The sequence below is a fragment of the Streptomyces sp. NBC_01116 genome (assembly GCF_041435495.1).
GTDB lineage: Bacteria > Actinomycetota > Actinomycetes > Streptomycetales > Streptomycetaceae > Streptomyces.
On sequence record NZ_CP108644.1, the window covers coordinates 982172 to 1007774 of the forward strand.

General features: G+C 71.4%; 23 protein-coding genes and 1 pseudogene. 11 read left to right on the forward strand and 13 right to left on the reverse strand.

The window, feature by feature from the left end; genetic code table 11:
* Position 1 precedes the first annotated feature (1 nt).
* A complete protein-coding gene (locus tag OG245_RS04015) occupies positions 2-1300 on the forward strand; it encodes an ATP-grasp domain-containing protein (RefSeq protein WP_371622167.1) in 1299 nt (432 codons plus the stop codon).
* A gap of 210 nt (positions 1301-1510) precedes the next feature.
* On the opposite strand, the gene OG245_RS04020 is transcribed toward OG245_RS04015, so the two are convergent.
* From OG245_RS04020 to OG245_RS04035, 4 genes are all read right to left on the reverse strand, one after another.
* Positions 1511-2671, reverse strand: coding sequence for an acyl-CoA dehydrogenase family protein (locus OG245_RS04020; RefSeq protein WP_371622168.1), 1161 nt, complete (start codon positions 2669-2671; stop codon positions 1511-1513).
* Positions 2668-3885: an MFS transporter gene (locus OG245_RS04025; RefSeq protein ID WP_371622169.1), complete on the reverse strand. Its 1218-nt coding sequence runs from the start codon at positions 3883-3885 to the stop codon at positions 2668-2670. Before OG245_RS04025 ends, OG245_RS04020 begins: the two co-directional genes overlap by 4 nt.
* Positions 3882-4628 (reverse strand): class I SAM-dependent methyltransferase, encoded by a 747-nt coding sequence (locus tag OG245_RS04030; RefSeq protein ID WP_371622170.1) that lies wholly within the window; start codon positions 4626-4628, stop codon positions 3882-3884. The genes OG245_RS04025 and OG245_RS04030 overlap by 4 nt, the downstream gene beginning before the upstream one ends.
* 86 nt (positions 4629-4714) lie before the next feature.
* Positions 4715-5749 (reverse strand): dipeptide epimerase, encoded by a 1035-nt coding sequence (locus OG245_RS04035; protein ID WP_371622171.1) that lies wholly within the window; start codon positions 5747-5749, stop codon positions 4715-4717.
* 100 nt (positions 5750-5849) lie between these two features.
* Between OG245_RS04035 and OG245_RS04040 the strand changes: the two genes are divergently transcribed.
* Entirely contained in the window at positions 5850-6599 is a 750-nt protein-coding gene (locus tag OG245_RS04040; protein ID WP_371622172.1) for a class I SAM-dependent methyltransferase, read from the forward strand.
* Here the strand turns inward: OG245_RS04040 and OG245_RS04045 are convergent.
* The 5 genes from OG245_RS04045 to OG245_RS04065 form a co-directional block, all read right to left on the reverse strand.
* A complete protein-coding gene (locus OG245_RS04045; RefSeq protein ID WP_371622173.1) occupies positions 6596-7819 on the reverse strand; it encodes an ATP-grasp domain-containing protein in 1224 nt (407 codons plus the stop codon). The genes OG245_RS04040 and OG245_RS04045 overlap by 4 nt on opposite strands.
* 235 nt (positions 7820-8054) lie before the next feature.
* A complete protein-coding gene (locus OG245_RS04050) occupies positions 8055-8864 on the reverse strand; it encodes an ABC transporter ATP-binding protein (RefSeq protein ID WP_371622174.1) in 810 nt (269 codons plus the stop codon).
* On the reverse strand, positions 8858-10846 hold the full coding sequence (locus OG245_RS04055) for a dipeptide/oligopeptide/nickel ABC transporter permease/ATP-binding protein (protein WP_371622175.1): 1989 nt from the start codon (positions 10844-10846) through the stop codon (positions 8858-8860). The genes OG245_RS04050 and OG245_RS04055 overlap by 7 nt, the downstream gene beginning before the upstream one ends.
* Entirely contained in the window at positions 10843-11919 is a 1077-nt protein-coding gene (locus OG245_RS04060) for an ABC transporter permease (protein WP_371622176.1), read from the reverse strand. The genes OG245_RS04055 and OG245_RS04060 overlap by 4 nt, the downstream gene beginning before the upstream one ends.
* Positions 11916-13475 (reverse strand): ABC transporter substrate-binding protein, encoded by a 1560-nt coding sequence (locus tag OG245_RS04065; protein WP_371622177.1) that lies wholly within the window; start codon positions 13473-13475, stop codon positions 11916-11918. Before OG245_RS04065 ends, OG245_RS04060 begins: the two co-directional genes overlap by 4 nt.
* A 302-nt stretch (positions 13476-13777) precedes the next feature.
* On the opposite strand from OG245_RS04065, the gene OG245_RS04070 reads away from it, so the two are divergent.
* Together OG245_RS04070 and OG245_RS04075 are read left to right on the forward strand one after the other, a co-directional pair.
* On the forward strand, positions 13778-14422 hold the full coding sequence (locus OG245_RS04070; protein WP_371622178.1) for a hypothetical protein: 645 nt from the start codon (positions 13778-13780) through the stop codon (positions 14420-14422).
* Positions 14423-14513: 91 nt separating this feature from the next.
* Positions 14514-15965: a PepSY-associated TM helix domain-containing protein gene (locus OG245_RS04075; protein WP_371622179.1), complete on the forward strand. Its 1452-nt coding sequence runs from the start codon at positions 14514-14516 to the stop codon at positions 15963-15965.
* Between the two features lie 139 nt (positions 15966-16104).
* Here OG245_RS04075 and OG245_RS04080 read toward each other — a convergent pair.
* Both OG245_RS04080 and OG245_RS04085 read right to left on the reverse strand, forming a co-directional pair.
* A pseudogene (locus tag OG245_RS04080) lies at positions 16105-16284 on the reverse strand (heavy metal-associated domain-containing protein); the annotation flags it as partial.
* Positions 16284-16508 carry a hypothetical protein gene (locus OG245_RS04085; protein WP_371622180.1) on the reverse strand — a complete coding sequence of 75 codons (225 nt, stop codon included), beginning with the start codon at positions 16506-16508 and terminating at the stop codon, positions 16284-16286. The pseudogene OG245_RS04080 and the gene OG245_RS04085, both read right to left, overlap by 1 nt.
* A 332-nt stretch (positions 16509-16840) precedes the next feature.
* Between OG245_RS04085 and tsaD the strand changes: the two genes are divergently transcribed.
* The gene (tsaD, locus tag OG245_RS04090) at positions 16841-17896 is read left to right on the forward strand and encodes a tRNA (adenosine(37)-N6)-threonylcarbamoyltransferase complex transferase subunit TsaD (RefSeq protein WP_371627803.1); all 1056 of its coding nucleotides are present in this window, start codon (positions 16841-16843) and stop codon (positions 17894-17896) included.
* A 249-nt stretch (positions 17897-18145) separates the two neighbouring features.
* Here tsaD and OG245_RS04095 read toward each other — a convergent pair whose 3' ends face one another.
* Positions 18146-18568 (reverse strand): secondary thiamine-phosphate synthase enzyme YjbQ, encoded by a 423-nt coding sequence (locus OG245_RS04095; protein WP_371622181.1) that lies wholly within the window; start codon positions 18566-18568, stop codon positions 18146-18148.
* Between the two features lie 92 nt (positions 18569-18660).
* Here OG245_RS04095 and OG245_RS04100 point away from each other — a divergent pair, with 92 nt between their 5' ends.
* The 6 genes from OG245_RS04100 to OG245_RS04125 all read left to right on the forward strand — a co-directional run bounded on the left by OG245_RS04100 (position 18661) and on the right by OG245_RS04125 (position 24367).
* Positions 18661-18744 (forward strand): putative leader peptide, encoded by an 84-nt coding sequence (locus tag OG245_RS04100; RefSeq protein WP_311307964.1) that lies wholly within the window; start codon positions 18661-18663, stop codon positions 18742-18744.
* A 358-nt stretch (positions 18745-19102) separates the two neighbouring features.
* Positions 19103-20005, forward strand: a complete 903-nt coding sequence (locus OG245_RS04105) for an ABC transporter permease (protein WP_371622182.1) — start codon at positions 19103-19105, stop codon at positions 20003-20005.
* Positions 19978-20904 (forward strand): ABC transporter ATP-binding protein, encoded by a 927-nt coding sequence (locus OG245_RS04110; protein ID WP_371622183.1) that lies wholly within the window; start codon positions 19978-19980, stop codon positions 20902-20904. The genes OG245_RS04105 and OG245_RS04110 overlap by 28 nt, the downstream gene beginning before the upstream one ends.
* Entirely contained in the window at positions 20901-21929 is a 1029-nt protein-coding gene (locus OG245_RS04115; protein ID WP_371622184.1) for an ABC transporter substrate-binding protein, read from the forward strand. The genes OG245_RS04110 and OG245_RS04115 overlap by 4 nt, the downstream gene beginning before the upstream one ends.
* Positions 21926-23134 carry an LLM class flavin-dependent oxidoreductase gene (locus tag OG245_RS04120; RefSeq protein ID WP_371622185.1) on the forward strand — a complete coding sequence of 403 codons (1209 nt, stop codon included), beginning with the start codon at positions 21926-21928 and terminating at the stop codon, positions 23132-23134. Before OG245_RS04115 ends, OG245_RS04120 begins: the two co-directional genes overlap by 4 nt.
* A 78-nt stretch (positions 23135-23212) precedes the next feature.
* Complete coding sequence (locus OG245_RS04125) at positions 23213-24367, forward strand: NAD(P)-binding domain-containing protein (protein ID WP_371622186.1); 1155 nt, start codon at positions 23213-23215, stop codon at positions 24365-24367.
* A gap of 22 nt (positions 24368-24389) precedes the next feature.
* Here OG245_RS04125 and mltG read toward each other — a convergent pair whose 3' ends face one another.
* On the reverse strand, positions 24390-25250 hold the full coding sequence (mltG, locus tag OG245_RS04130; protein WP_371622187.1) for an endolytic transglycosylase MltG: 861 nt from the start codon (positions 25248-25250) through the stop codon (positions 24390-24392).
* Positions 25251-25603 lie beyond the last annotated feature (353 nt).

Consider the following 25603-nt stretch of genomic DNA (forward strand, 5'->3'; position numbering starts at 1 on the left):
CATGATCGAGACCACCATGCCCCGACCCGAGCAGATCGTCGTATGCAAGTGGCACCCGGAGCTGATCGGCTCGCTGCTTGACCGTTCGCTTGAGGTGTACGTGATCCTGGACGCCTTCGATGTCGAGCACATGCACCCCGACTGGAAGCTGCTCGCCAACGCCGAACGGGTCTACCGGATCAGCGAGTTCGACTCACTGGAGGAGATCTCCGCGGTCGCGTCCGACCTCTCGCTGCGCGGTGTCGCCGGAGACCGGATCATCAGCTTCACCGAGTTCAGCCAGTTCGGAGCCGGCTATCTGTCCACCCTGCTGGGCGACTCCGCCGATCCGCTGCGACACGTGGCGTACCGGGACAAGCGGCTGATGAAGCAGCGGGTGGAGGCCGCGGGCGTGCCGACCGCCGCCTGGGCCAGCCTGCCGGACCGGGCCGACGAGCAGGATCTCCGGGCGGTCCGCGAACGGCTGACCTTTCCGATCGTGGTCAAGCCGGCCACCGGCGGCGGCACCATCGGCACCTTCACCGTGGATTCCCCCGAGGAGCTCGCCCCGAAGCTGGCCGGCCTCGGCGCCACACCGTTCGTGAAGACCAGTCAGCTCATCGCCGAGGAATTCGTGGTCGGCAGGGAGCTGCACATCGACGCCCTCTGGGAGGAGGGGGAGCCCCTGCTGCTCCTGGTCAGCGCGTACCACGAGAACCGGCTCGCGGTCCTCGACGGCATCTCCGGCGGCGCGGACGCCACCCTCGCGCTGGACGGCAGCAGTGTGCTCGCCCAGGAGGACGCCCCCGAGCTCTACCGGCGCGTTCTGGAGCTGCACCGGCGTGTGAACCGGGCGCTCGGCATCGAACGGGCCGTCACGCATCTGGAGGTGTTCGAACGCCACGACGGCGAGCTGGTCTTCTCCGAGATCGCCACGCGGCTCGCCGGCGCCTGGATCCCCATGATGCTGAGCGAGGCCACCGGCACGGACATCTACCGCACCTTGGCCGAGTCCATGGCCGACGGCAAGATCCCGGCCGTCCGGCCCGCTCGGCGCCACGTCGGCGGCCTGCATCTGCGTCCCTCCGCGCCCGGCCGGATCACCGCGATCCCCAGCGCGGAGGAAATCCTCGCGGTGGACGGGGTGCTACGGGTCCAGCACCTCCGGAAGGTGGGTGACGTGGTCGACTTCTCGCACCCCTCCGAGTGGTGCGTCTTCGTCGCCATCGGCGCCGACGACGCAGCTGAGTACGAGGAGTTGCTCCACCGGGTGGCCCGGGAGATACGTATCGAGGTCGAGCCCCTCGGCGCGGGGGACTGACCCGGGAATGTCGTCCTCGCCGGACCGGCGGCTCCCCATCGGCGGAGTGGGCCCCGGAGCACCGGGAACAGGTGCTCCGGGGCCCACTGCGGCGCGACCCCGCCCGGTCCGGCGTCCGCGCCCGGGTGCGGGAAGGATCGTGCCGTACGGGGACCTGAGGGCTTCTCCGCTCCTCCCGGGCAGGCATCGGCACGGGCGTATCGGGTGCCCTCAGCTGTACGCGGTGATCGGTGGGACCTTTCCGGTGAGGAGCGATGTGCCCAGTTCCTGGGCCTTGTACACGAGAGGGTCGTGCAGGGTGAGCGTCCGGGCGTCGCGCCAGAAGCGGTCGAGGCCCGAGGAGCGTGCCGTCGCTCGGGCTCCGGTGAGGTCGAAGATGCGGCTGGTCACCTCCGTCGCCGTGCGGGAGGACACCACCTTGGCGGCTGAGATCGTGAGCCCGGCCCGGCCGCGTTCGGCCGAGGTCAGAGCGAGACCGGCTGCGTCGGCCTCCGCGAAGGCCCGGGTCGCCTCGCCGGCGAGGAGGCGTGCCGCGCGGAGGGTTGCGACGAGGTCTCCGTATCCGGCGAGGATGTGCGGGTCGTCGACCGCGTTCTCCAGGCCGCTCGCCGGCCAGGGGCGCGAGGACTCGCGCGTGTACTGGGCGGCCTCGGCGAGCGCGCCCTCGACGATGCCGACGAGGACCTGCGTGAGCACGGCCTGGAAGGCCAGCGAGACGAGTGACAGGCGCAGCCAGCGCGGGCTCGACTCGTCCTCGTCGACGGGGAACGTACCGAGCACGTCGACGGGGTCGATCCGGACGTCCTGGAAGGCGATGCTCCCACTTGCGGTCAGGCGCTGACCGAGGTTGTCCCAGTCCGACGGGTGCGAGATCCCGCCCGCGCCGCGGCGGGCGACCACCACGAGCCGCGCGCCGCGGTCGGAGCGGGTCGCGCTGACGAACAGGCGGTCGGCGACCGCGCAGCCGGTGGCAAAGGCACCCCGGCCGGAGACCGAGAGCCCGTCCCCGACCTCGGTGGCGGTGACGGTGTCGCGCGGGTTGCTCACCGCGGCCACGAACAACTGCTCGGCGACGACGTCCTGACGTAGCGAGCGGGCCAACTCGTCGTTGTCGTAGAGGGAGGCACGCCACAGGTGCAGGTAGTGGTAGCCAAGGAGGTGTCCGATCGAGGCGTCGCCGGCGGACACGAGCCGGGTGACGGCGTGCGTGGTCCGATGATCGTCGGGGTCGACGGCCAACAGCCCGCTCTCGCGCAGCAGTTGTATCTCGCCCAGTGGAGGCTGGTTGGCGTGCAGTCGCTCGACCGCGTCCTCGCGCAGTCGCTCGGCGACGGCACGGGCGGTGGTGATGGCTTCTCTCGGGTTCATCATGAACCTGCCCTTTCACACGAGGGGCGCCGGAACCGGCGGTGCACGAGCAGCAGGACCGGGGGTATCAGCACGCACTGGGCGGCGACCGCCAGCCAGAATCCGGGGAGTTGTCCCGCGGTCTCGAACTGGTAATAGAGCCCTCCCCCGACCAGCCCGCTGAGGAAGGCGCCGACGCCTTCGGCCAGCCGCTGGTGACTGAACACCACGGCCGGAGACCGTTCCGTTCGGGCGAGCGCTTCGAGGACGTTCTTGAGCAGCAGGACGGAGTTGCCCGCGCCTATGGCGAGGATGCCGACGGCGAACATCATCTCGTTCCCGCCGGTGAATGCGATCATGCCGACTCCCAGGCCCCCGAAGCCGATGGCCATGGCGCTGGTGTAGCGCATCCGCTCGACACGGTCGGCGATCAGGGGCTGGAGCAGTGCCAGCACCAGCGAGTAGCCCATCATGGCCGCGCCGTAGAACACGGTGGGGACCCTGTCCTCGGCGTAGGACGACAGATACTGGTAGAAGTGCATGTGCAGGTAGAGCGTGAGAGCCGTCACCGCGAAGGGCAGGACGGCGAGGCCCCGGAGGGCCCGGCGCATCGGCTCGATCACCTCGCTGTCGTCCCGGTGCTCACGGGGCAGGAAGACGTGGCCGATCATCATGAGGGCGTGCAGCACGGTGGCGGCGACGAACATCCCGCCGGGGTCGTGGATGAACAGGGAACCCACCACCGGTCCGAGCGCGATCCCGACGTTGCCCGTGGCGTAGCTCGCGGCCACCAGGCGTGGTCGTTCGTCCTGGCTCGCGCCGTGGACGGTATAGCCTCTGACGCTCGGTGAGTAGAGGGCCGTCGCCGCCGAACGCAGGAACAGGGCGGCGATCGTCACCGCCGGCCACGCCCCGCCGACGACGAAGCCCAGTGAGCCGAGAGTCTGCATGACCATCGAGATCGACAGGCACCGCTGGAACCCGATGCGCTCGGCGAGTGCGGCGCCCGGTACTCCCCCGGCGAACTGCACGAAGGTCGCCAGCCCGAGGACGACTCCCACCTGCCCCATGGAGAGTGACATCCGGTCGCGGAGCAGAACCGCCAGGTAGGGGTAGACGGAGAAGCTGATGAGGTTGACGAGGAGCCCGCTTCCGAGCAGCGCCCGTTGCGTGCCGGTGAACAGGCGGACGCCGGACGGTGCGGAGCCGCCCGGCGTCCCGCGGCGCGTGGATGTCACGCCGTTCGTGCCCTGGTTCCCCGCACTATCAGGCGGTTGGCTCCACCGTCGTACGGGCGGGCGTCCCAGTCGCCGAAGCACTCGACGCTCTCGAACCCGGCCTGTTCGAACATGGCCCGCAGTTCCGTGGCGCTGTAGACGTAGCAGGTGAGCGAGGAGTGCTCGGCCGTGTTTCCCCGCACCATGGTCCAGTCGGTCCGGTACCGGGACCAGTCGTCCAGGATGGTGTCGCGCATCACGACCATGCCGCCGGGTATGTCGACGATCTTCGGGGGGCCGACCCAGGACGCGTAGGTCTCCTTGCTCAGCAGGTCCACGATCAGCCGTCCGCCCGGGGCGAGCGAAGCGTGGGCGTTGCGCAGGACGTGAAGGTTCTCCTCGGGGTCCTCGAAGTAGCCGAAGGAGGTGTACAGGTTCAGCACCACGTCGTAGGCGCCCGGCGCCACGTACTCGCGCACGTCCGCCTGGACGAACGCCGCCTCGACCTTGGCCTCCGCGCACACGACGGCGGCCCGGTCGAGCAGTTCGGCATGGAGGTCGACTCCGGTCGTCCGGTAGCCCTGCTGGGCCAGGGGCGCCGTGAACACGCCGACACCGCAGCACTGGTCGAGCACACGGCTGCCGGGCGGGAACGCGAGCAGCGGTGACGTGGCCACCACCTCGGCGGCTCGCCGCTCCCTCTCGGGCGAGAAGAGCACCGCCGAGAAGCCGGACCACAGGTTCAGGTCCTCGTACCAGTCCATCGTTCCCCTCCCGTTGTGCGACGCACGCGCGTCCCCTCTACATGTCGTGCCGGGCGCGGGAGAAGTTCCCGCGGTCCGTTCGGCGGTCACCGTGCGGGGCGTACGCCCAGGCCGGGCTCATCGCCCAGGACGATGCCGCGGTCTTCGAGACGGAGTCCCCGGAAAGGCGGGTCACTGAGGTAGAGGTGACCGTCCATGTCTATATGGTCGGCCAGTGTGGCGAGTTGCGCGGCCTGGCTGATGGCGAGCTCCGACTCGCACATGCAACTGAGCATCACCTGGAGCCCGGCCTCCCGGCCGGCCTCCATGACCCGCCGTGCGCCCCGGATTCCGCCTGCCTTGCACAGCTTGACGACCACGCCGTCGGCGTACGACCGCGCGGCGAGGACGCTGGCCGCGTCGGTGCATCCCTCGTCGAGGAAGACCGGCAGCCGGTCCACGCGTTCCCGGTAGCGGTGGTAGTCGTCGATGGCCGTGGTGGGAAACGGCTGCTCGATGAGCTGGATACCGAGTTCGCGCAGGCGGGGCGTGAGGGCGCGAGCGGTGTCGAGATCCCATGCCTCGTTGGCGTCGATGCGGACCGGCAGCGTCGTCACTTCCCGTATCGCCTCCAGAGCCTCCAGGTCGTCCGGCCCGCCGACCTTCACCTTGAGCGCGCCCACGTCAGGCGCCTTGCGGACCGCGCTGACGGCTTCCTCCGGGCTCGCCATGCTGATGGTGTAGACCGTGGGCCCGAGGGTTCTCGGCATGCCGAGCAGCTTCCAGGTCGGCAGGCGGGCGGCCTTGCCGATCCAGTCGTGCACCGCGCCGTCCAGCGCCATCCGTGCGCCCGCGGGCGCGTCCCATTCCTGGATGCGGTCGAGGACGAGCTGTGGGTTGTTCAGGTTCGGACCGAGGATGTGCGCGCCCTCGGTCGCGACCGCGCCCACGACATCGTCCGCCGTCACTCCGCTGTACTCGGTCGGGGTGCCCTCGCCATAGGCGGTTATCCCGTCGTACGTGAGGCTGACCATGCAGGTGTCGACGGAGTCGATCTCGCCGCGGGAACTCTTCACGGTCTCGATGAGCCGCAAGGACTCCCGGCGCACGGAGAGTTCGGTCGTGCCGGAATCATGATCCATGAGTGGGCCTCTCTTGATCGTTCAGGTCTTCCGGAACTTGCCGGGTCCCGATGCCGACTTGTCTGACAGGGGATCCGAGTGACGAGTGAGGGAGACAGCGATGGAATGGTTCGAGAACGAGACGTTGTGGGTCGATTTCACGGAGGTGTTGTTCTCCGCCGGACGCGCCGATGAGGCCAGGGCCCGCGTCGCCTCGTCGCCGCTGCTGCGGGTGCCTGCCGCCGCCGCGGTGCTCGATCTCGGTTGCGGGCCGGGGGCGTACGCGATCCCGCTGGCCGGTCGCGGAGCCGCGGTCACCGGTGTGGATCTGAGTGCGGCGCTGCTCAAGCGCGCTGAGGCGGGGGCGGCCGAAGAGGGCGTGGAACTGCGGCTCGTCCGGGCGGACATGCGCGAGTTCGTCGAGCCGGACCGGTTCGATCTGGCCATCAGCATGTACACCTCCTTCGGTCTCTTCGCCGATCACGACGACAACATGCGGGTCCTGCGCAACGTGCGGGCGAGCCTCAAGCCGGGGGGCCGCCTCCTCATCGACCTGTACGGGAAGGAGATCCTCGCCCGGGACGGCGGCCTGCCGCACGTACGGGATGTCGAGGGGGGCACCCTGACCGTCCGCGGCACGATCCTCGGAGACTGGGAGCGTTTCCGGGACGACTTCATCCTGGTCCGGGGAGACCGGGCCCGGACGGCGTTCGTCGAGCACACCCTTTACAGCGCTTCCGAGCTGAAAGCGATGCTCGTCGAGGCGGGGTTCACCGAGGTCGAGTGCTTCGGGGGCTTCGATGCCGAACCCTTCGACAACCATGCCCGGCGACTGATCGTGCGGGGCAGCCGCGGGTCGGACACCCGCTAACACCGGGGGCGCGTCTCGGCGTGCACGGCTCCCGCCGCGGTGACCGCACGGTGCGTGGCGATCTCCGCGGTGGGGCCCTCGGCAAGCACGATGCCCACATACCCTCGTCCGTCGGTGAGTTGGCCGATATGCGCTCCGATCGCCTTGGTCGGATACCACGTGGGCCGTCCCGGGTAGCGGGGGATGTTCTCCAGGCCGTGCACGGCGACGAGTTCGCCGGCCTGTGTCGGGTACACGAGGACGAAGGCGACGGCGGGGCCTCCGGACAAGGCAGTGTCGAGCAGTCGTGGTCGCACGCCGCGTGCGAGGTCGACGAGGCCGCCGTACACGTTGACGTCCAGTGCGCGGCACATGGATTCACCGACCAGGGCCCCGCCGATGCGGGGATTCACTTCGATCAGCCGCGGCCCGTCGACGGTCATGGACAGTTCGATGTGGGCGAAGCGGTCGGTGTATCCGAGGGCTTCCAGAACCTCTCCCAGCCACGCTTCGATCTCGCTCAGCTCCGCCGGCGCCAGCGCCACCGGAAACGCCGTCACGTCCTCCCGGAACCAGGGCTGCGCGGACATGAGGCGGCTCGAAAGGCCCAGCAGCCTGGTCTCTCCCGCCCAGGTCACCGTCTCCGCGCTGTACACCGGTCCGGCCAGGAACGGCTCCGCGAACAGCCCTCCGAACAGGGCTGCGCCCGCGGCTTCCCGGTGGAAGCGCGAGAGGTCCTGGGCGTCACGGACGAGCCAGACGTTCTGACTGCTGGTGCCTGCCGTGTCCTTGATGACGGCCGGCAGACCGACTGCCGCGGCGAGCCACTCCAGGTCCACAGCGGCCGCGTCCTCGACCGGCGCGGCCCCGAACGGACTGAGCCCCTTGCTGTGCAGGAGGTCGCGTACGCGGGCCTTGTCGCGTACCAGCCGGATGACCGCCGGATCGATGCCGGGCAGGCCGAACTCGGCGGCGAGTTCGGCGCCGGCCACGCCCCAGGTATCCGTCGAGCTGATGAGGCCCCGGAGGTCCTCGATCGCCGCGAGAGCCTTGGTGACCGCCTTCCGATCACCGGTGTCGACCGCCACGACCTCGACGGATCCGGCGGGCAGGGTGGCGAGTTCATGCAGGTACAGCGGCTCCACACCGGTCAACAGCACCAGACGCTCGCCCGACTCACGCGCGGCGCGGGCGAGGTGGGCGAGGCCGAAGGAGAGCATCTCAAGACAGGCGATGGTCATACCTACATGTCGGGCCGGTGCTGTGGAAAGTTCCCACGAAAGCCGGATCCGTGGGCTTCTGCCCCTCTGCGGACCGTGGGTCTTTCGTTTGGACCAGGTCGGGTCAGGGAGCGGGGTCCGGGGCGTGCGACGGCAAGGCGGAGGAGGGAGTCACCGCGGAGCTGGGCGTGCGACGACAACGCCGCAGGTGCGCGTGCCGTGCCCCGCGAGCCCGACCTGATCCACACGAGAGGCCCTAAGCCCCTGGGACGGTCGGCGACCAGCTCCGGACGACGTCCCCCGCGGCGCGGATCTCCACGGTGGGGATGGCCGCGAGCAGACTGCGGGTGTATGCGTGCCGAGGGCGTGTGGTGACGTCCTCGGTCCGGCCCTGCTCGACGATACGGCCGTGCCGCATGACGGCGATCCGGTCCGCCAACTGCGAGACGACGGCGAGGTCATGGGTGATGAACAGACAGCCGAAGTCGAGTCGGTCGCGCAGATCGCACAGGAGATTGAGCACCTTCGCCTGGACCGATACGTCGAGTGCCGTGACCGGTTCGTCGCAGATGAGCAGCCGTGGCTCCAGAGCCAGTGCCCGGGCGATCGCCACACGCTGCTGCTGTCCCCCGGACAGCTGCCGGGGGCGGCGGTCGCCCACCTCCGGGTTCAGCCCGACGAGGTCGAGCAGTTCGCGGACGCGCGCCGACCGGAATCGCGCGTCACCCAGCCGGTGGATGCGCAGCGGTTCGTCGAGGGCCTGCCGGACGGTCTGACGTGGGCTGAGGGTGAGAGAAGGGTCCTGGAACACCATCTGGACCTGCCGCCGGTGTGCTCGAAGCGCGCGGCCCCGGATCCCGTGCACGTCCACTTCCCCGACGCGCACCACTCCCGCGTCCGGCCGGTGCAACCCGGTCACGACACGCGCCAGCGTCGTCTTGCCGCAGCCCGACTCGCCGACCAGCCCGACGATCTCGCCCGCGGCGACGCTCATCGTGACGTCCTGGACCACTGTCGGGGCGTTCGGGCCGCCGTAGCGCGCGCTGATCTCCACGATGTCTAGCACGGGGTGTCTCCCTTCCCGGCGGCGGCCGTGCGCTCGCCGGGGTGCCACAGGCAGGCCGACCGGTGCTCAGCGGTCCCTGTCAGCATCTCCAACGGAGGTGTCGCGTCCACGCAGGCTGCCACGGCATGGGAGCAGCGGGGCGCGAATCCGCAGCCGCCGGTGTCGTCCGGGCCGGTGCCTCCTTGGCCCGGCATGGTGCGGAACCGGGTGCCCGGCGCAGTCCCCGGGCGCGGTACCGCGTCCAGCAGGCCCTGGGTGTAGGGGTGATGGGGCCCGGTGAGCACCGCCGCCAGGGGTCCCGTCTCGACGATCCGGCCGGAGTAGACGACGGCGACCCTGTCGGCCAGGCGCGTCACCACCCCGAGGTCGTGGCTGACGACGACCATGGACATCGCCAGCTCCTCGCGCAGGCGTGCCAGCAGGTCGAGCAGTTGGGCCTGGACCGTGACGTCGAGGGCGGACGTGGGCTCGTCGGCGATCAGCAGCTCCGGTTCGCAGGCCAGGGCGATGGCGATCTGCGCCCGCTGACGCATTCCTCCGGACAGCTGGTGGGGGAACTCCCGGGCGACCGTGGTGGGGTCGGGCAGACCGGCCAGGCGCAGCAGTTGCTCGGTGACCCGGCGGGTCGCGGGGCGCCGTCCGCCACGTCCCGCGTTGCGGACGGCCTCGTCGACATGCGCGCCGATCGTACGGAGCGGGTTGAGGACGGTGCCGCTGTCCTGGAAGACCACCCCTACGCTGTGGCCGTTGAAGCTACGCCGCTCCCCCGGGGTGAGCCCGACCATCTCGCGCGTCCCGGCCCGGCTGCCGAGCACGGCGGAGCCGGTGACGACCGCGTACGGGTCCAGCAGGCCGAACGGGGCCATCGCGGCCGTGGTCTTGCCGCTGCCGGTCTCGCCGACGAGGGCGAGGACCTCACCACGCCGGACCTCGTACGACATGCCCGTGACGACACGGCGGCGCTCGCGGCCCTGCGGGTAGGTGACGGTGAGGTCGCGCACCTGGAGGACCGGAGTGTCCTCGGGACGTCCCGGCGTGGCCTCCGGCCCGGGGGGCGTGGTCGGTTCGGCGGCTCGGGAACGCGCGGGCGGTTCGGTCGTCCTGCGAGTCCGCCGGGCCGAGCCGGTTCGTGTCGGACGGACCAGGCGGAGGACCGAGGGCCGCTCCTCGCCGGCCGCCAGCCGCTCACCGAGCAGATTGGCGGCGAACACCACCGCCGTGATGGCGACGCCGGGCGGATAGGCGAGCCACCACGCGGAGTCCATGAACGCCCGTCCCTCGACCAGCATCTGACCCCACTCGGCGCTCGGTGGCGCGACCCCCAGGCCGAGGAAGCTCAGTGTGGCCACGCCGAGGACGATGGTGCCGACATCGGTGCTGGCGTAGACGAGGCAGGGGGCCAGCGCGGGCGGGAGCAGATGCCGGCCGAGGATGCGCGCGCGGCCCGCACCGAGCAGGCGCAGCGCGTCCAGATGGGGGCTCCTGCGCAGGTCGGCCACGCGGGCGCGCGCGATCCGCGCGTACGGCGCCCACGACCAGAGCGACAGCGCGAGGATGAGGTTCTCCACGCCGGGGCCCCGGACCCCGATGACCGCGAGGGTGACCAGCATGCCGGGCAGCGAGACCACCACATCGATGGCCCGGGAGACGACCCGGTCGACCCGTCCGCCGAGGTATCCGGCGGTCGCCCCGATGACGGTGCCGGCCGTCAGGGCGACCGCGAGCACGGCGGCGGTGACCGAGAGCGAGATCCGTGCGCCGTAGAGCATGCGGCTGAGCTGGTCCCGGCCGAGCTGGTCGGTGCCGAGCGGGTTCTCCGAGGTCGGCGGCAGCAGCCCGGCCGCGAGGTCGTTGGCGGTCGGATCGGCCGGAGCGAGTACCGGGGCGAGCACCCCGACGATCGCGAAGAGGGCCAGGGGCAGGGCGAGCAGAGCCGTGCCGATCCATGCCCGGCCCGCCGGGCGTTGCCGTGTGGCGGTCATGTCTCCCCCCGTCCGATCCGGGCGCCGGGAACGCCGACCGGGTCGCGGAGCACCGTGTCCCGGCCCGGGTTCTTCCTCCGGGGGAACGTGGGCCGGCGGCGGGAACGCGTGTCCTTGCCTCGGCGGGAGCGGGGATCCACGAGTCCCTGCAGAACGTCGGCGCAGCGGTTGGCCAGGATGAAGCCGCCCCCCATGACGAGTGTGGCCGCCTGTAGCGCCGGGACGTCCCGGGAACCGGCGGCCTGGACGAAGTAGGCCCCCATGCCGGGCCAGCCGAAGATCTGCTCCACGACGACGGTGGCCACGAGAAGGCTGCCGACGCCGAACCCGGCGACGGAGAGGATCGGTCCGGCGGCGTTGGGCAGTCCGTCGCGCACCACGATCGACAGCGTTCCACTGCCCCGTGCCTGCGCCGCGCGTACGTAGGGACGGTCGAGTGCCTCGCGCAGCGTGACGGCGACCACCCGGCTCAGCACGCCCGCCACCGGCAGTCCCAGTACCGCCATGGGCATCAGCCACGTCGAGGGGCCGGCCATGCCCGATGTCGGCAGCAGTCCGAGGCGGATCGCCAGATACAGGACCAGGAGGTAGCTGAGCCAGAACGACGGTATGGAGCTGACCAGGAGCGCCCCGGTGCGCAGGGCGCCGCGCAGGACTCCGCGTCGAAGGACCGCACCGGCGACGCCGACGCCCACCCCGACCACGACGGCGACCACGGCGGACCCGCCCACCAGGCCCAGCGTGACACCCAGCCGGTCCGCCACTTCGGGGCCGATGGGGGTGTTCGTACGCAACGAGCGCCCGAAATCGCCGGTGCAGGCGTGGGCCAGCCACCGCAGGTACCGTACGGGCGCCGGATCGTCGAGCCCGAGCTCCACGCGGACGGCCTCGATCTGTTCCGGCATGGCGGGGCGGCCTGCCCGGGTCGCCGCCAGCACCGCCGCGGGGTCTCCCCGTGCGAGCAGGACGAGGGCGAAGGTCCCCACCGACATCGCCAGCAGCACGCCGACGGTGTCGACGGTCCATCGCGCGATGTGCCCGCCGGCGGTCGCCGCCCGACCCGGTGATCTCACCGGACCGTCACCCCGGTGAGCTCCAGGTCGACGTCCGTGGGCGGGACGGCGAAGCCCTTCACCGTGTCCCGGACGGCGTAGACCCGTGGCCGGTAGACCAGCGGTACGAAGCCGGCGTCGGCGGCGACCTCGTCGTAGAGCTTCTGGTAGGCGGCGGCGCGGGTGGCGGGGCTGTCCGCGAACACTGCCTCGTCGACCAGGTCTTCGGTGGCCTTCGTCACCCAGAGCGGGCCGCGGGCGCCGGAGGTGAACATCGAGACGATCGAACCCGAGGGGTCGTACGGCGCGCCGAGCCCCTCGAAGAAGGTGATGTCGTACGTGCCCTCCGCCCGCTCGTCGTAGTAGGCGGCGGCGTCGACCGGGGAGATGTCGACGGCGATGCCGATCTCCTTGAGTGATCCGGCGATGGCCTCGGCCATCGAGCGGGGGTCGAGCTGTCCGTGGGCCGGAGTGGCGGGAATGAGCAGTTTGAGGGCGAGACGCTTCCCGTCCTTGGCCCGGCTGCCGTCCTTCAGGGTGTATCCGGCGGCGTCCAGTGTCCTGCGGGCCGCCGCCTGGTCGAAGTACTCCGGCAGGTCGGTCCCCGAGTCGGGGACGTTCGGGGGGAACACGCGCCGGGCGGGCTCGCCGTAGCCCTGGAACAGCGCTTTGGTCAGGGCGGTGGTGTCGATGGCCTGGCGTACGGCCTCACGCACCGCCCGGTCTCCGGCCGGGCCGTCGGCGTTGAATCCGAGCATGATCGAGACATCCGGCTCGCCGACGAGCGACGTGATGCCTCCGCGCCCGCTCAGTGTCCTGGCCTCGACCGGTGTGATGGGGGCCAGGTACGCGCCGCCGATGAGGTCGATCTCCCGGTTGCCGAGGGCATCCAGGCGGGCTTGGGAGTCCGGTATGACGGTGAAGTCGACCCGCTCCAGCTTCGGCCGGGTTCCCCAGTAGTCGTCGTTGCGTGTCAGCTTCGCTCCGGTCGCGGAGTTGGACTCCAGCTTCCACGCCCCGGTGCCGACGGCTTTCCGGAAGGTGCCGTCGGCTGTCGCGGCCTTCGGGCTGAGCAGTCGCACCGGACGGATGATCGACAGTTCCTGCAGGAGCGGCTCGTACGGTTCCGAGAGGATCAGCCGGACCGTGTCCTCGTCCGGGGTTTCCACGGCCGAGATGACTTGCGAGGCCCGGAAGAAGGTGAATTCCTTCTTGCCCACCCACCGTTCGAAATTCCACTTCACGGCGGCGGAGTCGAGCGGAGTCCCGTCGGTGAAGGTGACGCCGTCCCGCAGGTCGAAGCTGACGCTCCGGCCGTCCTTGGCGACGGTCCACGACCGGGCGAGTCCCGGCTCCAGCTTCCCGCCCTCCGCGTAGGTGACGAGCGGCTCGTAAACCGCGTCGAGCAGGAGGAAGTTGCCGGTGAAGGCGTGCGGGTCCAGGGCGCCGGACTCCTCGCTCAGGCCGACGCGCAACACCGTGGTGGTGGAGCCCGAACCGTCGGGGCCGACGGAGCAGCCGCCGATCAGCACGGTCGAGGCGGCGAGAACGGCGAGAGAGGCGCGGGGTCGTAGCACGGACACTCCTGGCGGACGGTAGCCATGACGGGGTGGGGGATCTCCCACCGCGGAAGTAGTCGGTGTCCCGGTGCGAGTAGTTCCCGCCGTCCTCCAGATCGTTGCGCAGTGCGGCGGCGGTGACCGCGACCGCCGCCCCGACGACCGGCCCGCAGGTGCCGAGCGCTGGTCCGCATCACTGTTCATGAGCGCCGACGCGGGCCAGCGACGAGGCCGTCGACCGCGCGCACGGCACGCAGGAGCAGGAGCATGGCCAGGGAGAAGGGGTATGCCGACGCTCTCGGGCGGGCTACCTTACTGCCGTGCGCGAACCCGGGAACCGGCTGAGGCGGACCCGGGCGGGTCTGCTCGGGGCCTCGACGTGCCTGCTGCTGGGGGCCGTCGGGCACGTCGCCGCAGGCGGGCGGCTACCCGGCGCGACCGGACTCGCCGGGCTCTTCGCCGTCCTGACGGTCCTGTGCGGCGCGCTCTCGGTGCCGCTCCGTCACCGCTTCGCGACGGCCGTCCTGGCCCTCGGCCTTGCCCAGGGCGCCCTGCACCTGGTCTTCCACGCCATGGACGCCGGCACCGGCCACCCCGCGGTGATGCCCCATGGAACGCGCATGGAGCACATGGCCTCCACCGGGCACCAGAACGGTCCGGCGGGTTCGGGTGCCGCCGGACACTCCATGGACATGGACATGGGTATGGGTATGGGCATGGCATCGGCCCACACGCTCGCGGCGCTGGGCGCGGCGGTGTGCCTGATCCATGGCGAGCGCGTTCTGGCGCGTGTGTCCGGGCTGTTCCTGCGCCCCCTGCTGCGTGCCTTCGTGGCGGCGACCGCGGCGGCCCTCCCCCGCGTCCCCACGCGGGCACCGGTACCGCTCACTCTCCCGGCCCCTCACGGGACCCTCCTCGCACGCGCCGTCTGCCGGCGCGGTCCTCCCCCGGCGACGTACGCCTGATCCTCACCCCGCCCTGTCCGGCGGTCCTTCCCGTGCCGACGACGCCCCGTGCGTCCCGGTGCGTTCCCCGTACGTCACCTGGAGCAGCCCCATGTCTTCCACCACCGAGTCGACCCGGCCGCGAGACCCTTCCGCACCGCCCGGACCACCGCCTGCCGGACGGTCCCGCCAGGGCGTCCGCGCCCTGCTCGTCCGGCTCCACTTCTACGCCGGTGTGTTCGTCGCCCCGTTCCTGTTCGTCGCCGCGCTGACCGGCCTCCTGTACACGTTCACCCCGCAGATCGACCAGTTCCTCTACGGAGACCGGCTGAGGGTGGAGACGGCAGGCGAGCGCATCCTGCCGCTGTCCGAGCAGATAGAAGCGGCCAGGAGCGCCTACCCCGACGGCACCCTGGCGTCCGTGATCACCCCGCCCACGGCGGATGGCACCACCCGGGTGGTGCTGTCCGTTCCCGAGCTCGGAGAGAACCAGCGGACCGTCTTCGTCGATCCGTACACGGCCGAGGTGAAGGGCGACCTGACCACGTGGTTCGGCTCGACCCCCGCGACCACCTGGCTGGACGACCTGCACCGCAACCTGCACCTCGGGGAACTCGGCCGGCTCTACTCGGAGGTCGCGGCGAGCTGGCTGTGGCTGATCGTCGCCGCCGGTCTGGTGCTGTGGATCGGCCGCAGCCGCGGTCAGCGTGCCAGGTCGGCACGCGGCGTCCTGCTGCCCGACCGTACTGCCCGCGGTGTGCGCCGCACCCGCGGCTTCCACGCCGCGACCGGCGTGTGGCTGGCGCTGGGGCTGTTCTTCCTGAGCGCGACCGGCCTGACCTGGTCCCAGTACGCCGGTGAACGCTTCGGCCAGGTTCTCGACGCGGTCCAGGGGCATGCCCCGGCACTGGACACCAGGCTGCCTGACGCCCCTTCGCCGGAAGAGGGAACGGCGGACCACGAACACGCCGGCCACGCCGGACACGACGGGTCCGGCGACGGCGAGGAAGCGGGCCCGGCGGACTTCGACAGGGCTCTGAAGACGGCACGGGACGCCGGGCTGGGCGGAACGGTCACCCTCACCCCGCCGGCCGACACCGCCACCGGCTGGGTGGTGGCGCAGACCGACAACGTGTGGCCGGTCCACTACGACAGCGTGACCGTGGACACCGCGAAGGGCGAGGTCACCTCGCATGTGCGCTGGTCCGACTACCCCGTGCTCGCCAAGCTGAGCAAGCTCGGTGTCCAGGGGCACATGGGCGTGCTGTTCGGGATCGTCAACCAGATCGTGCTGGCGCTCGTCGCGATCGGGCTGATCCTGGTGACCGTCTGGGGCTACCGCATGTGGTGGCAGCGCCGCCCCACCCGCGAGGACCGCTCCGCGTTCACGGGCAAGGCACCCGCCCGCGGTACCTGGCGGCAGCTGCCCGTGCCCGTCCTGGTCGTTGGCGTCCCGGCCGTGGTGGCGCTCGGCTGGGCGCTGCCGCTGCTCGGCTTGACCTTGGCCGCGTTCCTCGTCTTCGACATCGCGGTGGGACTGGTACGGCGCGCCCGGGTGGCATAGCCGTGTGGCCCGGGACCGCGTGTCTGTGGTCCCGGGCCACGACCGGGGCCGCTCGTCAGGACGGCGCCCGCGCCCGCGATCTGGTCGGAACGGCAGGGCGCGGGCGGACTCCGGGCTGCCGGGCACTGCTCAGGGAGCCGACCCGGGCCCGGCCCGTGGCGAGGTTCACCTCCGCGGTGACGCCGTCCAGCGTGCCCAGCCCGCGCTCGACCCGCCGGACGCGGGCCGCAGGACGCGGGCCGCAGGCCGCACAGGTCATCCCGCCGACGGCGATGTCCATCACCACCGCGGTGGACGCCACCTGGGCCTCGGCCACCATCAGTGAGCGCCCTCGTGATCCATGGGCATGTCCTCTTCACGGGTGGGCGCGTCGCCTGTGACACCGGGGCGGTGCGTGCCGGGCGCGACCGGGTCCATCGCCTGTCCGACCGCATAGGCGCCGGCGAACACCGCGCCGAGCAGGAACAGGAACGCCCAGAAGGCGGGTGGTGGGAGGGCCCTGGCGATCTTCGCTCCGAGCCCGAGGTCTGTCGTCTGCTCCACGGAGTGCTCCTCGATGTACTGGACGAGCCGATGTACGACAGCTCCTGGCACGTGAGAAGTCGGACAAGAACCGGCCGGAGTTCCCACGCACACGGGCGAACGGTGTCGTGGCGCCCCTTCCGGTGGCGCACCCGGGGCTTCGTTCCCGGCATTCGCCGCCACGTGCCGGGCCGATGAGGGGCGACGACAACGCACCGACGACGGATACGCCGATGGCCGTGACCGCCGGCCGCGTCCTCCGAACTGCGTCTCCCCGCCCGGGGCGAGTACCTTATTGCACATAGGTCGCAATAACAGTCACTGTGCGAGAAGAGGGTTCCGTGCGGATTCCGGTGGTGCTGGGCATCGAGTCGTCGTGTGACGAGACGGGGGTCGGGATCGTCTCCGGCGGCCGGCTGCTCGCGCACGTCGTGGCGTCGAGCATGGACGAGCACGCCCGTTACGGCGGGGTCGTGCCGGAGATCGCCGCCCGGGCCCACCTCCAGGCGTTCACCCCCGTGGTCCAGGAGGCCCTGGCGCAGGCGGGGATCGGGGTCCGGGCCATCGACGCGGTCGCGGTGACCACCGGGCCCGGCCTGTCCGGCGCCCTCCAGGTCGGCCTGGCCGGTGCGAAGTCCCTGGCCTATGCGGCGGGGGTGCCGCTGTACGGAGTGCACCACCTGGCCGGGCACGTGGCGGCCGACACCCTGGAGCACGGGCCGCTGCCCGACCCGAGCGTGGTCCTCATCGTCTCCGGCGGACACACCTCGCTGCTGCTGGTGCGCGACCTGGTCCGCGATCCGATCCTGCATCTGGGCGACACCGTGGACGACGCCGCGGGCGAGTGCTTCGACAAGGTCGCCCGCGTCTTCGGCCTCCCCTACCCGGGCGGGCCGGCCATCGACCGGGCCGCCCGCGACGGCAACCCCCGTGCTGTCGCCTTCCCCAGGCCGTTGCTGGGTTCGAAGGACGACCCGTACGCGTTCTCCTTCTCCGGGCTGAAGACGGCCGCCGCCCGCTGGGCCGAGCAGCACCTCCTGCGCGGCGAGGACGTCCCGCTGGCCGACGGGGCCGCGTCGCTCCAGGAGGCCGTCGCGGACGTCCTGACGCGCAAGGCGCTGGCCGCCTGCCGCCAGTACGACGTCCGCACCCTGGTCGTCGTCGGCGGGGTCGCGGCGAACTCCCGCGTCAGGGCCCTGGCCGAGGAGCGGTGCGAGGCCGCGGGAGTCGAGCTGCGGGTGCCGCCGCTGACCCTGTGCACCGACAACGGGGCGATGATTGCTGCCGTCGGCGACCTCCTGGTGCGGGCCGGCGCCGGCCCGGCGCCGCTGAATGTGTCCGTCGACCCGTCGGCGCCGCTGGAGTACGCCGCGCTGCACCCGCACGCCGCGCCGGCGAGAGCCGCGTGAGCGCCGCGGCGCACGTGGCGCGCAGCAGCTCGTGCCCCGTGGAGCACCATCAGGTCCCGGTCTCCCGAGCGCGCACCGCACTCTGCGCCATGCTCGACGACGCATCAGAGCCTGCCCTGGCCTGCTGACCCAAGCCGATCCCATCACATAGGCGACCGCTCGAGGCGCCGACCGCGCCCCGAGCGGTCGTACTCCGTTCGCGCACGCAGGGCGGGGGAATCGACGACACGACCCCGGGAGTGTTCTCGATCAGCCCAGGAAGCTCAGCCGGACCTGACGGTTGGCGTTGTCCCTGTTGGTGTCCACCAGGCAGACCGACTGCCAGGTGCCCAGCTCCAGCCTGCCGCCGATCACCGGCAGTGTGGCGTGGGGCGGGACCAGGGCGGGGAGCACGTGGTCGCGGCCGTGGCCGGGGCTGCCGTGGCGGTGTTGCCAGCGGTCGTCGGCGGGGAGCAGGTGGTGGAGGGTGGCCAGCAGGTCGTCGTCGCTGCCCGCGCCGGTCTCCAGTACGGCGATGCCGGCCGTGGCGTGCGGGACGAAGACGTTGAGCAGTCCGTCGCGGCCGGGCGCGGTGCGGGTGAGGAACTCCTCGCAGGCGCGTGTCAGATCCATGACGCTCTCGGACGTACCCGTGGTGATGTTCAGGACCGTGGTGGTGAAGGAATCGGACATGCCTCCATCTTCGCCCCACAGACGTGAGATGACGCGTCCACGCTCCGAGACACCATTGACCGTGTCCCGACCGGATGACTACGTTCAGCGCCATGTTCCGATCAGCTCTGCTCACTTCGCGCGGTCATATCGACCTGCTGCGAGTGGCTTCCGCCGCGTGTTGTCGCGGCTGCTGACGTTCTCTCAGCGACTTCCGGAGACTTTCCTGCCGTACGGCTGTGCGCCTGCGGTTCTCCGTCGCTCGCCCTCCCGTAGTCGCGTGGTCGCGTAGGTCGTAGGTCGCACAGGCGCATGGTCGCGTCCGGGACCGTGCCGCCCGGCGACCGCCGGGCACGCCGCGCGCTCTCCCGCCCTCCGCCGCCGCCCCGCCGCCCTCACCGGTCGGTGACGGGGCCGGAGGCACGGGGTGCCCCGGCATGTCCGCGGCCGACCTTCTCCCTTCCCCGCTCGCTGCTTTCGCGCTGCTCCCCTCCCTCCTCCTCCCTCGCTTTCGCCCTGTCGCCCCGCATCCGTGCGGCCTTCCGTGGAGCCCCCATGACCGTCAGCCACGCACCGCCGAAGCAACCAGCACCACCGGGCTTGTCCGTCGCCCCGGGAGAATCCTCCGCGCCGAGCCGTACGCCGCCGGATCTGGAGGCGGTCGTCCCGGCTTCCGTCCGGCGGTCTCGGCTGCGCTCCGCTCCGCGGTGGGCGCGGCGGGCGGTGGGGCCGTTGCTGCTGCTCGCGCTGTGGCAGGTGTTCAGCGCCACCGGGGTGCTGGATCCCGATGTGCTCGCCTCGCCCGGGACCATCGCCCGCGCGGGCGCCGATCTGGTGGCCGACGGGACGCTCCCCGCCGCGATGGGGGTCTCGCTCCAGCGGGTGCTCGTGGGGCTCCTCCTCGGCGGGGTCGTCGGGACGGCGCTCGCGCTCGTGTCGGGGCTGTCACGGCTCGGGGAGGACCTGGTCGACGCGACCGTGCAGATGCTGCGCACGGTGCCCTGGGTGGGGCTGATCCCGCTGTTCATCATCTGGCTCGGGATCGGTGAGGCGCCGAAGGTGGCCCTCATCGCGCTCGGGGTGGCCTTTCATCTGTACCTCAACGTGTACGCGGGAATCCGTGGCGTCGACGCACAACTCATCGAAGCCGGTGAGTCGTTGGGGCTCGGCCGGTGGGGGCTGGTGCGGCATGTGGTGCTGCCGGGAGCGCTGCCCGGGGCCATGACCGGGCTGCGCTACTCGCTGGCGACGGCCTGGCTCGCGCTCGTCTTCGGTGAGTCGATCAACGCCGACGCCGGGATCGGGTTCCTGATGAACCAGGCCCGCGAGTTCTTCCGGACCGACGTGATCGTCGTCTGCCTCGTCGTGTACGCCTTCCTCGGCCTCACCGCCGACGTCATCGTCCGGATCCTCGAAAGGCTGCTGCTGCAATGGCGACCGACCTTCACCGGCCAGTGAAAGACACCCTTGCCCCCGACCGGCGGGCCGAAGCTCCGACCGGCGGCCAGGAGGCCGCCGTACGGGTCGAAGGACTCACCCGGGCCTTCGACGGGCGTCCGGTCATCGACGACCTCGATCTCACCCTGAGGGCAGGCGAGTTCACCGCGTTGCTCGGGCGCAGTGGCTGCGGCAAGTCGACGCTGCTGCGGGTCCTCGCCGGGCTCGACCGGGAGATCTCGGGCACCGTCCTGGTGCCGCGCCGGCGCGCGGTCGCGTTCCAGGCGCCGCGGCTGATGCCGTGGAAGAAGGTGTGGCGCAACGTACTGCTCGGCCTGCCGGGCAAGCCCGAACGCGGCGTCGCCGAGCGCGCGTTGGCCGAGGTCGGGCTGGCGGAGCGGGCGGGGGCGTGGCCCAAGACGCTGTCCGGCGGTGAGGCCCAGCGCGCTTCGCTGGCCAGAGCCCTGGTGCGCGAGCCCGATCTGCTGCTGCTCGACGAGCCCTTCGGCGCACTGGACGCCCTGACCCGGATCAAGGCCCAGCAGCTCGTCGCGGAGCTCTGGCAGCGGCGCGGCTGCGCCGTGCTGCTGGTCACCCACGACGTGGACGAGGCCCTGCTGCTGGCCGACCGGGCGCTGGTGATGCGGGAGGGGCGCGTCGCGTACGACACCCCTGTCGCGCTGGACCGGCCGCGCGGGGTCGGCTCCCCCGGGTTCGCCGGTCTGCGCTCCCGGCTGCTGACCGAACTGGGCGTCGCGGGTGAGGGCGGTGGCGGTGGCGAAAGGGAGGGTCCCGCCCGTGGTGAGCCCGGCGCCTCTGCCGGTGGGAAGCCGTCCGTGGCCGCCGCACCACCCGGTCCGGGGCCGGCAGAGGCCCCCGAAACATCGCTCGCACACCCCCGTCCCGGAGACACCTCATGAAGCACCGCACCCTGCCCGCCCTGCTCCTGCCCCTCGCCCTGCTCCTGACCGCGTGCGGCGGGGCCTCCTCCGCGAACTCCGGCGGCAGCACGGACGGAAAAGGCAGCCTCACGCTCAACGTCGGTGACCAGAAGGGTGGTTACGAGGCGATCCTGCGGGCCTCCGGAGAGCTCGACGACCTCGGCTACCGCATCAAGTGGTCCACCTTCACCTCGGGACCGCCCCTGCTGGAGGCCGTGAGCGCCGGAGCCGTCGACATCGGCGGCGTCGGCAACACGCCGCCCGTCTTCGCCGCGGGGGCCGACTCGAACATCGCCGTCGTCGGCGCCACGCACGGCTCGTCGGCCGGTGAGGTCATCGTCGTGCCCGAGGACTCACCGCTGAAGAAGCCCGCCCAGCTCAAGGGCGCGTCCATCGCTGTGGCGCAGGGCAGTTCGGCGCACTTCCAGCTGGTCGCCTCGCTCAGGAAGGCCGGCCTCGGGATCAAGGACGTGAAGCTGAACTACCTCCAGCCCGCCGACGCGCTCGCCGCGTTCAGCAGGGGCAAGGTCGACGCCTGGGCGATCTGGGACCCGTACACCTCGCAGGTCCTGCGCACGGCGGACGCCCGGGTCCTCACGACCGGCGAGGGCGTCGTCAACGGCCTCGGTTTTCAGGTCGCCTCACCCGCGTCGCTCAAGGACGCGAAGAAGTCGAAGGCCATCGGTGACCTGCTCGTCCGGCTGGAGCGGGCCCAGAAGTGGGTCTTCAAGCACCCGGAGGAGTGGGCGAAGGTCTGGGCGAAGGAGACCGGGCTCCCCTACGAGGTGGCGCTGGACGCGGTGAAGCTCAGTTACGGCACCCGCGTCCCGGTCGCGATCGACGCCGCGGCCATCGCCTCCGAGCAGGAGATCGCCGACACCTTCGCCGAAATGAGGCTGATTCCGCGGCGGTTCGACTTCGAGGACTACGTCGACACCCGCTTCAACCGTGACCTCCCCGCTTCCTCCACCGCACCGCGCTCCTACGGAAAGGCCTCATCGTGAACGTCCATCTGCACTGGTTCCTGCCGACCGGGGGCGACGGCCGGACGCTCGTCGACCGGCACGCCTACACCGACGGCGGCATCAAACGCGACCGGATCACCCCGGTGAGCGGAGTCCGGGCTCCGGACATCGAGTATCTGGTCCAGATCGCCAAGGCCGCCGAGCAGTTGGGCTTCGAGGCCGTGCTGACGCCCACCGGCACGTGGTGCGAGGACGCCTGGCTGACCACGGTGGCGCTCGCCCAGCACACCGAGCGGCTGAAGTTCCTCGTGGCGTTCCGGCCGGGCGTCATCTCCCCGGTGCTCGCCGCGCAGATGGCCGCCACGTATCAGCGGATCACCCGGGGGCGGCTGCTGCTCAACGTGGTGACCGGGGGCGACTCGACGGAGCAGCGACGGTTCGGGGACCACCTGGACCACGACCGGCGCTATGCGCGGACCGCGGAGTTCCTGTCGGTGGTACGGGGCGCCTGGAGCGGGCAGCCGTACGACTTCGACGGAGAGCACTACCAGGTGGAGGGCGGACTGACCGCGCTGCCGCCGGACCCGCTGCCGGAGATCTTCTTCGGCGGGTCCTCCGCTGCCGCGGGGCCGGTGGCCGCGGCCCACGCCGATGTCTATCTGACCTGGGGCGAGCCGCCGGCCGCGGTGAAGGAGAAGATCGACTGGATTCGCGGCCTGGCGGAGGAGCAGGGGCGCACGGTCCGGTTCGGCATCCGGCTGCACACCATCTCGCGGGACTCCTCGCGGGAGGCGTGGGCCACCGCCGACCGGCTGCTGGGCGACCTCGATCCGGACACGATCGCCGCGGCGCAGCAGGCCTTGGGGAAGAGCGAGTCGGTCGGGCAGCAGCGGATGCTGGCGCTGCACGGCGGTTCGCGGGACAAGCTGGAGATCGCGCCGAATCTCTGGGCGGGCGTCGGTCTGGTGCGCGGCGGGGCCGGGACCGCGCTGGTGGGCAGCCACGCGGAGGTCGCGGACCGGATCGAGGAGTACCACGCGTTGGGGGTGGACCACTTCGTGCTCTCCGGATATCCGCATCTGGAGGAGGCGTACTGGTTCGGCGAGGGCGTCACCCCCGAGCTGGCCCGGCGTGGACTCCTGTCGACCGTGCCCGCGTCCCCGCTGCTGGGCGCGAACGGCTCCGAGCCCCGGCCCGCCACGGCTCCGGGTGGAGCGCCCCTGCTGGTCGCCGGCGGTCGCTGAGCATCGCGTGCTGCTCGTCGGGGGCCCGGGAAGATCCCGGACCCCCGACGAGTTAGTAGAAGCGTGAACATTTCTGGGGTGCGTGAGCTGGACGTGGTCGTGATCGGCGCGGGTCAGGCGGGGCTGTCCGCCGCCCACCACCTGCGCCGCGTCGGACTGGAGCCGGACGTCGGCTTCGTCGTGCTGGACCACGCGCCCCGGCCGGGCGGCGCGTGGCAGTTCCGCTGGCCTTCGCTGACGTACGGCAAGGTCCACGGAATGCACGCGCTGCCGGGCATGGAGCTGACCGGAGCCGACCCCGAGCGGCCCTCGTCGGAGGTGATCGGCGCGTATTTCGCCGCGTACGAGGAACGCTTCGGCCTGCGGGTCCACCGTCCGGTGGAGGTGAGCGCCGTACGGGAGGGAAGCGGCGGGCGGCTGTTGGTGGAGACGTCGGAGGGGACGTACGCCCCGCGGGCCCTGATCAACGCGACCGGCACCTGGGACCGGCCGTTCTGGCCGCGCTACCCGGGCCAGGAGACCTTCCGGGGACGGCAGTTGCACACGGCGAACTACCCCGGGCCCGAGGAGTTCGCGGGGCAGCGTGTCATCGTCGTCGGGGGCGGAGCCTCCGGTACGCAGCATCTGATGGAGATCGCCGAGTACGCGGCCGACACCTTCTGGGTGACCCGGAGCGAACCGGTCTTCCGCGAGGGACCGTTCACCGAGGAGTGGGGGCGGGCGGCCGTGGCGATGGTGGAGGAGCGGGTGCGCGGCGGGCTGCCGCCGCGGAGCGTGGTCAGTGTGACCGGGCTGCCGATGACCGATGCGGTGCGGCGGGCCCGGGAGGAGGGGGTGCTGGACCGGCTGCCGATGTTCGACCGGGTCACCCCGAGCGGCGTGGCCTGGGACGACGGTCGGGTCGTCGACGCCGATGTGATCCTGTGGGCCACCGGGTTCCGGCCCGCCGTGGAGCATCTGGCACCGCTGAAGCTGCGCGAGCCGGGCGGCGGCATCCGGGCCGAGGACACCCGTGCCGTACGCGACGGGCGCGTCCATCTCGTCGGGTACGGTCCGTCCGCCAGCACCATCGGCGCGAACCGCGCGGGCCGCGCGGCGGTCCGGTCGGTCATGCGGCTGCTGAAGGGGACGGACGGGCAGAGCGGCGACGAGCGGCCGGGCCCGGAAGCAGGCAGCGGGCGGGCGGACCGGGACGCCGGGGCCGCTGTCGGCGTCGGCATCGAGAGGGCGTGAGTCCTTCCGTCGGCGGAGCCGGTCAGCTCGTGGTGGCGGAACCGCGGCTGCGGTTGAACTCCCGCACGTTCTTCTGCTGTTCGTCGTAGCTGTCGGTGAACCGGGTGTCGCCGGGGGCGACCGTGACGAAGTACAGCCAGGGTCCGGGCGTGGGGCTGACGGCCGCGCGCAGCGCCTCCTCCCCGGGGTTGCCGATGGGCGTCGGCGGCAGCCCCTTGATCCGGTAGCTGTTGTACGGGCTGTCCAGCTGGGTGTCGGCGGTCGTCGTGTCCAGAGTGGAACGCTTGAGGGCGTAGTTGATGGTGGAGTCCATCTGCAACGGCATGTCCTTGAGCAGCCGGTTGTAGACGACCCGGGCCACCTTGCCCATGTCGGACGCGGTATCGGCCTCGGCCTGGACGATGCTGGCGATCGTGATCGTGTCGTAGACGGAGACGTTGTTGCGCTGGGCTCCCGCCGTGACGTGGTCCGCGCCGAAGTGCTTGCGGGCGGTGTCCGCCATGTAACGCAGCAGGCCGGCCGGCTCGGTCGCGGAGTCGAGCGGATAGGTGGCCGGGAAGAGGTATCCCTCGGGGTTGCCCTCGGCCTGGTCGGGCAGAGCCAGATCCACCGTCGTCGCGGCCTTCCGGGTGCTGCCGGGCTTCAGGTCGAGCGCCTGGTCGACGGCCTCGTACACCTGCGAGACGCGACGGCCCTCGGGGATCATCAGCGTGCGCTGCGGGCGTTCCTTCTCGTGCCCGCCCTCGTCCGATCCGGTCAGGGACAGCGGGATCAGAACGGCGGCCGACGCCACGAGCAGGGCGCCGACGGCCAGGACGGCCTTTCCGCGGCGGGTCGGGCGGAGTCTGCGACGGGGTCGGGCGTCCGGGGACTCGTTCACCATGCGGGCACGTTAACCCGGGGCACGGGCCACGGCCGGTAGCTCGGCCACGGCGTCGGCCCCGGCGACACGAACGCCGTACCGGGCGACCTGGACACGACGCACGGAACACCCGACGCGCGGAACACCCGACGCACGCGAACACGCGAACAGGGGATCGGGTGTTCGCTGGAACGTGTGATCGTCAGGGGATTCGTTGCTGTTCACCCGTCCGGGGCGTGATGATTGCAGAGCGCAGTCAACGGGCTGCAGACCGCTACTGCGCTGTCCCACAGATGCACCACGTACAAGGAGAAAGACCAGATGAACTTCCTGACCAACCTGCTTGCCGGCGTCGTCCACTTCGTGGGTTGGCT